Genomic DNA, 13475 nt, shown 5'->3' on the forward strand with positions numbered 1-13475 from the left:
GCTAGATGTATCGTGATCGGCCGCGACACGTGCGGTTCGGAGCAACTTTCGTGACGCGCCCGACGGCATCCATCTCCACCATTGAGCGGAACAGGGCAGGCGTCACGCGAACCGACGATCCGGCGGCGAGGCCATCGCGGCGCGCTCTACCGATCGTCGGCTGGAACGCGAGTGCGGCGTGAAGGGGCGGCGGCGCGGCGAAATCGACCATGCCGGTATGGAGACTCGCCCGGATCGCGTCGTCGCCTCGGGCGCGGTTCGCGCTCGATCCCGCGCGCCGGAGTTTCGTAACACCGATGTGCGGCCGAAGCTGGACTGCCGGCTTTCCGAAGGCCGCATCCGGTGCATCCCGATCGCACCGGAATGCGTTTGCCTCTCGTCCACCTCGCTGGCCGAGGGGATCATCCTAAACGTGCGGAGCCGTTCCATGTCCAAGACCATCATCGCCGATCTGTTCGCCGAAACGCTGCATCTCGCGGGTGTCGAGCGTATCTACGGCGTCGTCGGCGACAGTCTTAACGGCCTGACCGACAGCCTGCGTCGGCAGGGCAAGATCGAATGGATCCACGTCCGCAACGAGGAGGCCGCCGCGTTCGCCGCTGGCGCCGAAGCGCAATTGACCGGCAAGCTCGCGGTCTGTGCAGGTTCGTGCGGGCCCGGCAACATGCACCTCATCAACGGCTTGTACGACTGCCACCGGACGCGCGTACCGGTGCTGGCGATCGCCGCGCAGGTGCCGAGCGGGGAGGTGGGTTCGAACTATTTCCAGGAGACGCGGCCCGAGGCGCTGTTCCGCGAATGCAGCGTGTATTGCGAGACGATCTCCGACGCCGACCAGATGCCGCGGACGCTCGAGACCGCCATTCGTGCCGCGGTCGGCCACCGCGGCGTCTCGGTCGTTGCGATGCCCGGCGACGTCGCGCTGCGCTCGACCACCGGTACTCTAGCCCGCTCAGCCGTTGCGCTGCTGCCATCCCGATCGGTGACGGTCCCGGGCGAGGCACAGATCGCCGAACTCGCCGCGCTGCTCAACGGCGCGGAGAAGGTGACGATCCTGGCCGGGCGGGGGTGTCGGACGGCGCACGCTGAACTGGTGAAGCTCGCCGAGATCCTGCAGGCGCCGGTCGTCCATGCGCTCGGCGGCAAGGAGTTCGTCGAATACGACAATCCCTATGACGTCGGCATGACCGGGCTGATCGGCTTTTCGAGCGGCTACGACGCGATGATGGCCTGCGACGTGCTGCTGATGCTCGGGACCGATTTCCCCTATCGCCAATTCTACCCTGAAAAGGCGAAAGTCGCGCAAATCGACCTGATCCCCGAAAACCTTGGGCGGCGGACGGCGATCGATATCGGCCTGGTCGGCGATGTCGGCGCGACGATCACGGCGCTCATGCCCAAGCTGACCGGCGCACGTGACGGCAGCTTCCTGCAATCCGCGCTCGAGAATTACGCGAAGTCGCGCGAGGGTCTCGACGATCTCGCCGACGGGACGCCCGGCAGCGGCGTCATCCACCCGCAGCACGTCGCGCGTGTCCTCAGCGAGCAGGCGGCGGACGATGCGGTCTTCGCCTGCGACGTCGGCACGCCGACGGTGTGGGCGGCGCGCTACCTCAAGATGAACGGGCGCCGCCGTCTGATCGGCTCGTTCAACCACGGCTCGATGGCCAACGCCCTGCCGCAGGCGATCGGCGTGCAGGCGGCCTATCCGGCGCGGCAGGTCGTGACGTTGTCGGGTGACGGCGGTCTCGCGATGCTGATGGGCGAACTGCTGACCGTGCGCCAGCTTGGCCTGCCGGTGAAGATCATCGTCTTCAACAACGGCACGCTCGGCTTCGTCGAAATGGAGATGAAGGCCGCCGGACTGATCGAGACCGGCGTTGCGCTCGACAATCCGGACTTCGCCGCGATGGCGCGCGCGATCGGGCTGCACGGCGTGCGGGTCACCGATCCGGGTGAGGTCGAGGCGGGTATTCGTGACGTGCTCGCACACCCGGGCCCAGCGCTGCTCGACGCGGTCACCGCGCGGACCGAACTCTCGATGCCGCCCAAGATCACGCTGGAGCAGATGAAGGGCTTCACGCTCTACATGGCAAAGGCGATCATCAGCGGTCGCGGCGACGAGGTGGTCGAGCTCGGCAAGACCAATGTCGGATTGTTGAAGCGGCTGTTCTGATAGATTTGGTGCGCAGGCGCATCTACCTGGATGCGCCGACCGTCACGGATCATTTCGGGGAAAAAGCGGAGACCTGAGTTCCGCAAAATCGGCAATGGTCGGGGCGATAGGATTCGAACCTACGACCCCTGGACCCCGAGACCAGTGCGCTACCAGACTGCGCCACGCCCCGACAACATTGCCGGTGAGCCCCCTAGCCGCGACATCCCGAACGTTCAAGACAATTATCGCGTGTTACATGTTGCGTGCTGGGGCGATCTATCGCGCACGCGGTGTCGCTGCTAGGAGCGCGCCATGACTCCGCTCGACCGCATCCGCAATTTCTCCATCATCGCCCATATCGACCATGGCAAGTCGACGCTCGCCGATCGGCTGATCCAGCAGACTGGCGGCCTCACGGCACGCGAAATGTCCGAGCAGGTGCTCGACAACATGGACATCGAGAAGGAGCGCGGGATCACGATCAAGGCGCAGACCGTGCGCCTCGCGTATCACGCGAAGGACGGCCTCGATTACGTCCTCAACCTGATGGACACGCCGGGCCATGTCGACTTCGCGTACGAAGTGAGCCGCAGCCTGGCCGCGTGCGAAGGCGCGCTGCTCGTGGTCGATGCGGCGCAGGGCGTCGAGGCGCAGACGCTCGCCAACGTCTACCAGTCGATCGAGCACGACCACGAGATCGTGCCGGTCATCAACAAGATCGATCTCCCTGCCGCCGAGCCCGAGAAGGTCCGCAAGGAGATCGAGGACGTGATCGGCATCGACGCGTCCGAGGCGGTGCTGGCGTCGGCCAAGTCGGGGATCGGCATCGTCGAGATCCTCGAGGCGATCGTCACCAAGATCCCGCCACCCAGCGGCGACCCGGAGGCGCCGCTGAAGGCGATGCTGGTCGACAGCTGGTACGACCCGTATCTCGGCGTCGTCATCCTGGTGCGGGTGATCGACGGGGTCCTGAAAAAGGGCCAGCAGATCAAGTTCATGCAGACCGGCACGATGCATCTGGTCGACCGGGTCGGCTGTTTCCGCCCGAAGATCGAGCAGCTGACAGAACTCGGCACCGGCGAGATGGGCTTCATCACCGCGCAGATCAAAGAGGTCGCGCAGACCCGCGTCGGCGATACGATCACCGATGCGAAGCGGCCTGCACTGGAGGCGCTGGCGGGCTTCAAGGAAGTCCAGCCGGTCGTGTTCTGCGGGATGTTCCCGGTCGACGCCGCCGAGTTTGAAAAGCTGCGCGAGAGCATCAGCAAGCTGCGGCTGAACGATGCGAGCTTCTCTTTCGAGATGGAGACGTCGGCGGCACTGGGCTTCGGCTTCCGCTGCGGGTTCCTCGGGCTGCTGCATCTGGAGATCATCCAGGAGCGCCTGACGCGCGAATATGATCTGGACCTGATCACCACCGCGCCTTCCGTCGTATATGAGATCGAGCTGACCCACCCGGATCCGTCCGGCACGACGCATATCGAGCTGCACAACCCCGCCGACATGCCCGAGCCGAACAAGATCGCGACGATCAGCGAGCCGTGGATCGAGGCGACGATCTACGTCCCCGACGAATATCTCGGCAGCGTCCTCAAGCTCTGCCAGGATCGCCGCGGCATCCAGAAGAACCTCACCTATGTCGGCGGTCGCGCGCAGGCGACCTACGAACTGCCGCTGAACGAGGTCGTGTTCGATTTCTACGATCGGCTGAAGTCGATGTCGAAGGGCTATGCGAGCTTCGACTATCACCAGATCGGCTACCGCGAGGGCGACCTCGTCAAGATGGGCATCCTCGTCAACGAGGAGCCGGTCGACGCGCTGAGCATGATCGTCCACCGCGGCACCGCCGAAGTGCGCGGCCGCGGCATGGTCGAGCGGCTTAAGGAACTGATCCCGCGTCACCTGTTCAAGATCCCGATCCAGGCGGCGATCGGCGGCAAGGTGATCGCGCGCGAGACGATCAGCGCGATGCGCAAGGACGTGACCGCGAAATGCTATGGCGGCGATGCGAGCCGCAAGAAGAAGCTTCTGGAGAAACAGAAGAAGGGCAAGCTGAAGATGCGCGAATATGGCTCGGTCAGCATCCCGCAGGAGGCGTTTATTGCCGCGCTCAGGATGGGCGACGACGCGTAGGCGCCCAAGGCTTAGCGCGTAGCAGCTTAGCCGAGGCTAGCGCCAAGCCGGACGGCGACCGACCGAGCTTGTACTCGGTCGTGTCGTCCGATGACGCGGCTTTGCCGCGGCGCGACTCCGTTGCATTCGGTAGCCATAGGCGTAGGCTCGTCTAATGGCGCAAGTCTCACCAAAACCTCTCGAGTCCGATTCCTCGATCTCAGCGGAAGTCTATGATCGCTGGCTGCGCGAAAAGGTTGCGCGGTCGTTGGCTGATCCTCGTCCGTCGATTGCGCACGCAGATGCCGTTGCCGCGATAAGATTGGTTTTGGGCTCTGCCGGTCGATCAGGCGGAGATCGCTGAAGCTTGTCTGGCGCCCTGAAGCGATTGAGGATGCCTCCACGATTCTAGGTTACGTCGCCGATCGAAATATGGGCGCAGCACTGCGCCTTGCTACGTTGATCGAGGCATGCGCGCAGCGTCTCGTCGATCATCCGTTCATGTACCGGCCGGGCAGGGCCGACGGCACGCGCGAGGCTGTCATCCATCCCAACTATCTTCTGATCTATCGCATCGTCTTGGACACGGTCGAGATCGTCAACGTCGTGCATGCGCGTCGGGATTACCCGTAACCTCCGCCACCAACTGTCATCATACCAACACAATCCCCGCCTAACCGCCGGCTCGGGGAGTGAGCGTCGCGAGGCGTCGTCGGGCCGTCCGGGAAGGGCGGTCGATGGTGCGTAGCGGCGTTGCGTATTGGGATGTGCGGCCGGTCGTCAGGGACGGCGCCGCACGATTGGGGAATAAAAGCTTTGAAGATTTCGGTCGTTAAGTCGGCGCTGATGCTCGGCGTCGCGTTGGGTTCCGTGCTGTGTGGTTCGGCGGCGTTCGCGCAGGACGCTGCGCCCGTCCAGACGCAGGCTGCTCCCGAGGAAGGTCTCGGCGACATCGTCGTCACCGCCGAGCGTCGTTCGGAAAACCTCCAGAAGGTGCCGCTCTCGGTCGGCGTCGCGTCGGGCGATGCGCTGCGTACCTACACCTCGGGTGGCGACGACACGTTGCTCGCGCTGTCGGGCCGGGTGCCCGGCCTGTACGTCGAATCGACCACCGGCCGCATCTTCCCGCGCTTCTACATCCGCGGCCTCGGCAACATCGATTTCTACCTCGGCGCATCGCAGCCGGTCACGATCATCCAGGACGACGTGATCCTCGAGCATGTCGTGCTCAAGTCGAACCCGGTCTATGACGTCCGCCAGGTCGAAGTGCTGCGCGGGCCGCAAGGCTCGCTGTTCGGGCGCAACACCACCGCGGGCATCATCAAGTTCGACACGATCAAGCCGAGCAACGATTTCGAGAGCCGCGCGTCCGCCTCGGTCGGCTCGTATAACAGCGTCAACCTGGACGCCGGCGTCGGTGGCCCGCTGATCAAGGACCTGTTGTCGATCCGCCTCTCGACGCTGATCCAGCACCGCGAGAATTACGTCGACAACCGGTTCGCCGGCGTCAGCGCCGATAACACCGCGACGCCGCGCAAGGACGCGATGGGCGGCTTCGACGACCGCAACGTACGCGTGCAACTGGCGCTGACCCCCGGCGAGCGCTTCACGCTGGACCTGTCGGGCCATGCGCGCTGGTATGACGGCACCTCGACGCTGTTCCACCGCGGCGCGCTGAAGAAGGGTTCGAACGACGTGTCGGCGGAGCCGCGCAACGTCGTCTCGTACGACGAGGCGAACGACAACCCGCAGAGCTACAACACCTATGGCGGCTCGGCCCGCGCGACCTACGACTTCGGTCCGGCGGCGCTGACCTCGATCACCGCGTACGAGACGACGTCGGGCTTCAGCCGCGGCGATACCGATGGCGGTGCGGCCGCGAACTTCCCGGTCGGCGGTCAGCCAAACGGCTTCGGCCAGTCGCAGGGCCAGATCCGCGATCTCGATCAATGGTCGCAGGAAGTCCGGCTTGCAGGCACGCCCGGCGGTCGTTTCAACTGGCAGGTCGGCGGCCTGTATTTCGACACGCGCGACATCACCGACTTCTACCAGCGCGGCTATTTCCTGACGACCGCGGCACGCAACCCCAACAACTGGGTCCGGCTGCACAACGTCAACACGTCCTGGGCCGGCTTCGGGCAGGTCAGCTATGAGCTGGTCGACAAGCTGACGCTGACCGTCGGCGGTCGCATCACCGAGGACAAGAAGCGTACGCAGCTGCTCAAGACCGCGGACACGGCGGCAGGCGTCGTCACGTACCGCGGCCGTACCGACGTCACGCTGAAGGCGACCAAGCCGAGCTGGGATGCGAGCCTGTTGTACCAGGCGAGCCCGGACGTCAGCCTGTACACGCGCGTCGCCGAAGGCTTTCGCGGGCCGACGATCCAGGGCCGCTCGGCGGTGTTCAATTCGGACTTCACGACCGCCAAGTCGGAGACGATCCTGTCGTGGGAGGGTGGCGTGAAGAGCCGCCTGCTGAACAACACGCTGAGCCTGAACGCGACGGTCTTCGCCTACCGCGTCGAGGACATCCAGCTCAACGGCAACGACGTGAACGGCAATGGCGTGCTGTTCAACGCTGACAAGGCGGATGCGTACGGCATGGAGGCCGAGGCGAACTGGAAGCCGGTGCCGAACCTGACGCTCGGCGCAGGGCTGAGCCTGTTGCACAGCAAGATCCGCGACAAGAACGTCTATGCGCAGGTCTGCATTTTGAACGGAGTCGTGGTCTGCACGGTCGAGGATCCGACGATCAAGGTGGGCGCCAACACGTTCGCGCAGATCGACGGCAACCCGCTGCCGAACGCGCCGGAGTATAACGTCGACCTCACCGCGCGGTACGACCAGCCGCTCGGCAATGGCGGTCGCGCGTTCATCGCGGGCGACTTCAACATCCAGGGCTACACGCAGTTCGTGCTCTACAAGACCAAGGAGTTCACCGCGAACGGCAACTTCGAGGGTGGCTTGAAGATCGGTTACGCCGCGCCGGACGATGCGTATGAGTTCGCGGTATTCGCACGCAACATCACGGGAGAGAAGAACCTCAAGGGCGTGATCGAGAACTACATGGCGGCGGTGTTCAACGAACCGCGGATCATCGGCGTCTCGCTCAGCGGCAAGTTCCGCTGATTGGCTGACCTTCCCCCCTCCCGCTCGCGGGAGGGGCTGGGGGTGGGCTCGCGCTATCGTCAAGCGCAGCATGTGTTCGGGCCGGGCGCCCACCCCTCGGTCCCCTCCCGCTTGCGGGAGGGGATGCAGAGAGTTCTCGAACTATTCCTAACGCCAGTGTGACGCATTTGTCAGAAGCGTCCGCGTGTCACGCGCTGTAGCGGCCTGAAATCGCAATTTGCCGTTTTCCCTCCGCCGGTTGATACTCGTCCCATGTCGCTCAATCCCGTCTTCTACGATGCAAGTGGCCGCCGGCGTCGGCGCTTTACCTTTGGCGTTGCAGCGTTCGTCGCATTGCTGCTGCTGTCGATCGCGGTATTCGCGGTGTCGATCGGCGCAGTGCCGACCGCGCCGCTGCTGCCGATCGAGCCCGAGCACCCCGCGCTCCACAAGCTGCCCGCACCACGCGGCGGGATCCTCCGCGAGACCCGGCGCGACATCAACTACTACGCCCGGCAACTGTTCGGGACGAGCGCGGCCAAGCCCGGTGTCGGCAACGGCGCCAACCCGTCGCTCGCCATCGCCTTTCACGTCCCGTGGGACGAGGCGAGCACGGCCAGTCTCGCGCGGCACGTCGAACAGCTCGACTGGCTGATCCCCGGCTGGGTCTCGATCACCGGCAAGGATCACAAGATCACGGTGTTCCGCGACCAGGCCGGGCGCGATATCCTCAACAAGGCGGTGCATCGCCCGGTGATCCTGCCGATGGTGCAGAACGCGGTCGACGGAAATTGGGACGGCGCGGGCAGCGCAGCGCTGTTCGCCGATCCGAAGGCCCGCGCGGCGTTCCTCGACAAGCTCGTACCGTTCCTCAGCGCGAACCATGCCGGCGGCGTGTTCTACGATTTCGAGGATCTGCCCGCGTCGGCGCAGCCCAACTACCGCGCGTTCCTCGCCGAGACGCGCGCCCGCTTTGCGCCGCGTGGTTGGGTGGTCGCGATCGCCGCGCCGGTCGCCAATCCGGACTGGAACCTGCCCGCCTACGCCAAGGTGACCGACAAGATCTTCCTGATGGCGTATGACGAGCACGAGACGAGCGGTGCGCCGGGCCCGATCGCGTCGCAGCGCTGGTTCGCGCGGATGGTCGCCGATGCGGCGCGCGGCATCCCGCCGTCGAAGCTGGTCGTCGCGATCGGTTCCTACGCTTACGACTGGCATGCGGGTGCCGAGAGCGGCAACGGCGACGCGCTCGACGTCGAGGAAGCGTGGCAGAACGCCGCGGATTCGGGGACGGTGCCGACCTTCGACAAGGCCAGCGGCAACAGCAGCTTCGCCTATTCGGAAGGCGGCGTGCAGCATCAGGTCTGGCTGCTCGATGCGGCGTCGGCGTACAACCAGATCGCATTCCTGCAAAAGGCGGGGCTGGGCAGCGTCGCGCTGTGGCGGCTCGGCTCCGAGGATCCGGGGCTCTGGTCGATCTGGGGGCGCGATCATCGGAAACTGCCGGTCCCCGATTCGATCGACGCCATGCCGGCGGGCACGAACGTCGATATCGAGGGCAATGGCGAAATCCTGAAGATCGCCGCCGAGCCGGTCACCGGCATCCGTGATGCGGTGCCGGCCAAGGACGGTACGATCGCCGACGTCAATTTCACGCGGATGCCGTCGCCCTATGTGGTGGTGCGGACCGGCTATCGCCCGAAACAGCTCGCGCTGACCTTCGACGATGGTCCCGATCCCGAATGGACGCCGCAGATCCTCGACATCCTCAAGCGCGAGCATGCGCCGGCGACGTTCTTCGTGATCGGCGAGAATGCGCTGACGCAGCGGTCGCTGCTCGAACGGATGGTCGCCGAGGGGCATGAGATCGGCAGCCACACCTATACGCATCCCAACCTCGCCAACGTGTCGACGCGGCAGGTGAAGTACGAACTCAACGCGACGCAGCGCTTGTTCCAGGCGTTTACCGGGCGCTCGCTGCGGCTGTTCCGCGCACCCTATTTCGGCGATGCCGAGCCGAGCACCGCGGACGAGATCCTGCCCGCGCTCGAGGCGCAGCAGCGCGGCTATATCTCGGTCGGCCTGCACGTCGATCCCGACGACTGGAAGCGGCCGGGCGTGCAGGCGATCGTCGACCGGACGATCGCCGGCGTCGAGGCGGGCAATCCGGAGCGCAGCGGCAACATCATCCTGCTCCACGACGCCGGCGGCAATCGCGCCGAGACCGTCGCCGCGCTGCCGATCATCATCGGGCGGTTGCGTGCGATGGGGTACAGCTTCGTGCCCGTCTCGACGCTCGCGGGCCTGTCGCGCGATGCGGCGATGCCGGTGATCTCGTCGAGCGACCGCGTCGCCGCCGTCGCCGATCTTGCGCTGTTCAGCACGCTCGGCGGGATCGTCGTCGCGCTCCGCTGGATCTTCGGCATCGCGATCACGATCGGCATCTTGCGCGCCTTGGCCCTCTCCGCGCTCGCGTTGATCCAGGCGCGGCGCGAGTTGAAGACCGTGTTCCCGGCGATCGATCCGTCGCGGTTCGTCACGGTGATGATCCCGGCGTTCAACGAAGAGCGCGTGATCGTTCGCGCGGTGCAGGGCGTGCTCGCCTCCGCCGACGTCGCGATCGAGGTGATCGTGATCGACGACGGCTCCAGCGACGGCACCAGTCGCGTCGTTTCCGAAGCATTCTCGGGCGACGACCGCGTCCGCCTGCTGACGCTGGAGAATGGCGGCAAGGCGCGGGCGCTCAACCGCGGGCTCGAACTGGCGCGCGGTGAGATCGTGATCGCGCTAGATGCGGATACGCAGTTCGAGCCGATGACCATCGCCCGGCTCGCGCGGTGGTTCGACGACCCGACGCTCGGCGCGGTCGCGGGCAACGCGAAGGTCGGCAACCGCGTCAATCTGATCACCAAGTGGCAGGCGCTTGAATACATCACCGCGCAGAACCTCGAACGGCGTGCGCTCGCGCGACTGAACGCGATGACCGTGGTGCCGGGCGCGGTCGGCGCGTGGCGGCTCGAGGCGATCCGCAGCGTCGGCGGCTATCCCGACGATACGCTCGCCGAGGACCAGGACCTGACGATCGCGATCCAGCGGCACGGCTGGGCGGTGAAATACGACCAGTTCGCGATCGCCTGGACCGAGGCGCCGGAGACGATGCGCGCGCTGGCGAAACAGCGCTTCCGCTGGGCATTCGGGACGCTGCAATGCCTCTACAAGCACCGCTCGGCGATCGGCAGTTCGCATCCGCGCGGGCTCGGCTGGGTCGGGTTGCCGCAGGCGATCGTGTTCCAGATCGTGCTGGCGTCGATCTCGCCGATCATCGATCTCGCGCTGCTGGTCAGCTTCGCCTCGACCTATTTGTCGGTGCAGGCGCATGGTTGGGAGCAGACCAGCCACGACGTCTACACGATGCTCGCCTATTGGCTGATCTTCACCGCGATCGACCTGCTGGCGGCGACGATCGCCTTTGCCTTGGAACGCAAGGAGCGCTGGCGGCTGCTCTGGCTGCTGATCCCGCAGCGGATCGGGTATCGCCAGGTGATGTATTACGTCGTGTTGAAGGCGATCGCGCAGGCGTTGCGCGGCCCGCTGGTCGGCTGGGGCAAGCTGGCGCGGACGGGACGCGTGACGGCGAACTAGGCCGGATCGACATTCAATTTGGCTCGCAAGATTTGACCAATTTTCCGTCACCCCGGACTGGTTCCGGGGTCCACGGTTCCGCAAACTAAATTCTATCGATTTTGCGGCACGGTGGATGCCGGAACCAGTCCGGCATGACGAAGAAACGAACTGATTGGACGGTGCAAACTGAATGTCGACGAGCCCTAAGGGGAAGGGCCATGCTTAGAGGCTGTTGGTGACCTCTGCGTACGCGTAGCGCGTGTCACCCGTTGGTGGGGACGTTCGGCGCGCGACGGAACGAGTTCGAAGGCAGGATCGTACCTCAGTTTCGCGGTAGCGCGGGGCAATCGCCGCGCCCTATAGCGGTGGTGACGGGTTCGAGGAGTCCACGAAGGTGAAACATTCGCTGCGGCTGGTTCTGGCCGTTTCGCTGATCGGTGCGCCGGTCGCGGCGCAGGCGCAGCGTCCGCCGCTGGTGCTGGCCGCGGCGTCCTTGCAGGAATCGCTGACCGCAGCGGCCGAAGCTTGGGCAAGACAGGGCCATGCCAAGCCGACCATCTCGTTTGCGGCGTCGTCGGCACTGGCGCGACAGGTCGAGGCCGGCGCGCCTGCCGATCTGTTCGTGTCAGCCGACGAGGCCTGGATGAACGCACTCGCGAAGAAGAATCTGATCGTCGCCTCCACGCGCGTGACGTTCCTCGGCAACCGGCTGGTCGTCGCGGCACCTGCGGGCAGCAACGTCCGCATCCCTGTCCGCCCGCCCGCCGCGCTCGTCCGCGTGCTGACCGCCGGGCCGCTGGCGATGGCGGATACCGCGGTGCCGGCGGGGAAATACGGGCAGGCGTCGCTGGAGAAGCTCGGCGTCTGGGCACAGGTTTCGCCGAAAGTGGTCCGCGCGGAGAATGTTCGCGCGACGCTGGCGTTGATCGAGCGCGGCGCGGCGCCGCTCGGGATCGTCTACGCAACCGATGCAAAGGCGTCCGCCAAGGTACGGATCGCAGGCGTTTTTCCCGAGAACACGCACCCGGCGATCTCCTATCCGGTCGCGCGGCTGAAGACGTCGACCAACCCCGAGGCCGAGGCGTTCCGGCGCTTCCTCGTCTCACGCGCGGGCAAGGCGATCTTCGTCCGCTACGGATTCTCCGCGCGCTAGATGCTCGATGCGGCCGAATGGGGGATCGTCGCGCTGTCGCTCAAGGTCGGCGGGGTGGCGATGCTGGTGACCCTGCCGGTCGCTTTCGCGCTGGCCTGGCTGCTCGCGCGCGTCCGGTTTCCCGGCAAGGTGATCGTCGATGCGGCGATCCATCTGCCGCTGGTGGTGCCGCCGGTGGTGACCGGATGGCTGCTGCTGCTCGCCTTCGGGCCCAATGGGCCGATCGGCGGCTGGTTGCAGGATTGGTTCGGGATCACCGTGCTGTTCCGCTGGACCGGCGCGGCGATCGCAGCGGGGGTGATGGCATTGCCGCTGATGGTGCGAGCGATGCGGATCTCGATCGAGGCGGTCGACCGGCGGCTGGAGAACGCCGCGCGGACGCTGGGGGCGGGGCCGTGGCGCGTATTCTGGACGCTGACCCTGCCGCTGAGCATCCCCGGCGTGCTAGCGGGCGCGGTGCTCGGCTTCGCGCGGTCGATCGGTGAGTTCGGCGCGACGATCACGTTCGTCTCCAATGTCCCCGGTGAGACGCAGACCTTGCCGCTGGCGATTTACTCCGCGTTGCAACAGCCTGGGGCGGACGCGCTGGTCTGGCGATTGTCATGCGTATCCGTAGGCTTGTCGCTCATTGCTCTGATTGCGTCGGAACTGCTGACGCGGCGCGCGGGCAGGGGGCTCCATGTCCTTTGAGATCGATATCGAGAAGCGGCTCGGGCACGCGCACGTCGCCCTGACGCTGGAGGCGGGGGAAGGCGCCACGGTACTGTTCGGCCCCTCGGGCATCGGCAAGTCGAGCGTGCTCAACATGGTTGCCGGACTGCTCCGCCCGGACCGCGGCCGGATAGCGATCGACGGCGAGCCGCTGTTCGGGGACGGCATCGACGTGCCCCCCGAACGTCGCCGCGCCGGCTATGTCTTCCAGGACGCGCGCCTCTTCCCGCACATGCGCGTCCGGGCAAATCTTCTCTACGGCGCGGGTCGCGAGCAGGACGGGTTCGAGGACCGGACCGGGTTCCTCGGCATCGGCCACCTCCTCGATCGCTGGCCACGCACGCTGTCGGGCGGCGAAGCGCAGCGTGTCGCGATCGGCCGCGCGCTGCTCAGTCGCCCGCGCTTCCTGCTCCTCGACGAACCGCTATCCTCCCTGGATCGCGCCCGGCGCGAGGAAGTACTCGTCGCGATCGAACATGTCCGCGACGTGCTCAAGCTGCCGATCTTGATGGTGACGCACGATCCTGTCGAAGCGGAGCGCATCGGGACGCGAGTCGTGCGGATGTGACGTGGTGTGTCGAAGTGGGTGGGGGGCTGGTTGAATGTTTT

Annotated in this window: 10 protein-coding genes and 1 tRNA gene; 9 read left to right on the forward strand and 2 right to left on the reverse strand. The window is 65.8% G+C overall.

All coding sequences use genetic code 11. From position 1 onward, the window contains the following. Position 1: 1 nt before the first annotated feature. Entirely contained in the window at positions 2-211 is a 210-nt protein-coding gene (locus tag NLI89_RS11065; protein WP_254687117.1) for a hypothetical protein, read from the reverse strand. Between the two features lie 216 nt (positions 212-427). Between NLI89_RS11065 and poxB the strand changes: the two genes are divergently transcribed. Continuing rightward, positions 428-2176, forward strand: coding sequence for a ubiquinone-dependent pyruvate dehydrogenase (poxB, locus tag NLI89_RS11070; protein ID WP_254687118.1), 1749 nt, complete (start codon positions 428-430; stop codon positions 2174-2176). A 95-nt stretch (positions 2177-2271) separates the two neighbouring features. Here poxB and NLI89_RS11075 read toward each other — a convergent pair. Continuing rightward, positions 2272-2348, reverse strand: a tRNA-Pro gene (locus NLI89_RS11075). A gap of 122 nt (positions 2349-2470) precedes the next feature. Here NLI89_RS11075 and lepA point away from each other — a divergent pair. The 8 genes from lepA to NLI89_RS11110 all read left to right on the forward strand — a co-directional run bounded on the left by lepA (position 2471) and on the right by NLI89_RS11110 (position 13434). After that, positions 2471-4291, forward strand: coding sequence for a translation elongation factor 4 (lepA, locus tag NLI89_RS11080; protein ID WP_254687119.1), 1821 nt, complete (start codon positions 2471-2473; stop codon positions 4289-4291). 154 nt (positions 4292-4445) lie between these two features. Further along, on the forward strand, positions 4446-4634 hold the full coding sequence (locus tag NLI89_RS21885; RefSeq protein ID WP_368077271.1) for an antitoxin PaaA2 family protein: 189 nt from the start codon (positions 4446-4448) through the stop codon (positions 4632-4634). Then, the gene (locus NLI89_RS11085; protein WP_302675733.1) at positions 4631-4903 is read left to right on the forward strand and encodes a type II toxin-antitoxin system RelE/ParE family toxin; all 273 of its coding nucleotides are present in this window, start codon (positions 4631-4633) and stop codon (positions 4901-4903) included. Before NLI89_RS21885 ends, NLI89_RS11085 begins: the two co-directional genes overlap by 4 nt. Before the next feature lie 213 nt (positions 4904-5116). Continuing rightward, complete coding sequence (locus NLI89_RS11090; protein WP_254687152.1) at positions 5117-7399, forward strand: TonB-dependent receptor; 2283 nt, start codon at positions 5117-5119, stop codon at positions 7397-7399. Positions 7400-7651: 252 nt separating this feature from the next. Continuing rightward, positions 7652-11020, forward strand: a complete 3369-nt coding sequence (locus NLI89_RS11095) for a polysaccharide deacetylase family protein (RefSeq protein ID WP_254687120.1) — start codon at positions 7652-7654, stop codon at positions 11018-11020. Positions 11021-11396: 376 nt separating this feature from the next. Continuing rightward, a complete protein-coding gene (gene modA / locus NLI89_RS11100; protein WP_254687121.1) occupies positions 11397-12155 on the forward strand; it encodes a molybdate ABC transporter substrate-binding protein in 759 nt (252 codons plus the stop codon). Then, positions 12156-12845, forward strand: coding sequence for a molybdate ABC transporter permease subunit (modB, locus tag NLI89_RS11105; protein ID WP_254687122.1), 690 nt, complete (start codon positions 12156-12158; stop codon positions 12843-12845). Next, positions 12835-13434 carry an ATP-binding cassette domain-containing protein gene (locus NLI89_RS11110; RefSeq protein ID WP_254687123.1) on the forward strand — a complete coding sequence of 200 codons (600 nt, stop codon included), beginning with the start codon at positions 12835-12837 and terminating at the stop codon, positions 13432-13434. Before modB ends, NLI89_RS11110 begins: the two co-directional genes overlap by 11 nt. Positions 13435-13475 lie beyond the last annotated feature (41 nt).

Origin of the sequence: Sphingomonas faeni, from assembly GCF_024273235.1 — a bacterium.
Classification (GTDB): domain Bacteria; phylum Pseudomonadota; class Alphaproteobacteria; order Sphingomonadales; family Sphingomonadaceae; genus Sphingomonas; species Sphingomonas faeni_A.

Excerpts from the sequence above, each read along its gene's own strand:
- NLI89_RS11065 (WP_254687117.1), bottom strand. The coding sequence starts at position 211 with ATGGTCGATTTCGCCGCGCCGCCGCCCCTTCACGCCGCACTCGCGTTC.
- poxB (WP_254687118.1), top strand. The coding sequence starts at position 428 with ATGTCCAAGACCATCATCGCCGATCTGTTCGCCGAAACGCTGCATCTC.
- lepA (WP_254687119.1), top strand. The coding sequence starts at position 2,471 with ATGACTCCGCTCGACCGCATCCGCAATTTCTCCATCATCGCCCATATC.
- NLI89_RS21885 (WP_368077271.1), top strand. The coding sequence starts at position 4,446 with ATGGCGCAAGTCTCACCAAAACCTCTCGAGTCCGATTCCTCGATCTCA.
- NLI89_RS11090 (WP_254687152.1), top strand. The coding sequence starts at position 5,117 with ATGCTCGGCGTCGCGTTGGGTTCCGTGCTGTGTGGTTCGGCGGCGTTC.
- NLI89_RS11095 (WP_254687120.1), top strand. The coding sequence starts at position 7,652 with ATGTCGCTCAATCCCGTCTTCTACGATGCAAGTGGCCGCCGGCGTCGG.
- modB (WP_254687122.1), top strand. The coding sequence starts at position 12,156 with ATGCTCGATGCGGCCGAATGGGGGATCGTCGCGCTGTCGCTCAAGGTC.
- NLI89_RS11110 (WP_254687123.1), top strand. The coding sequence starts at position 12,835 with ATGTCCTTTGAGATCGATATCGAGAAGCGGCTCGGGCACGCGCACGTC.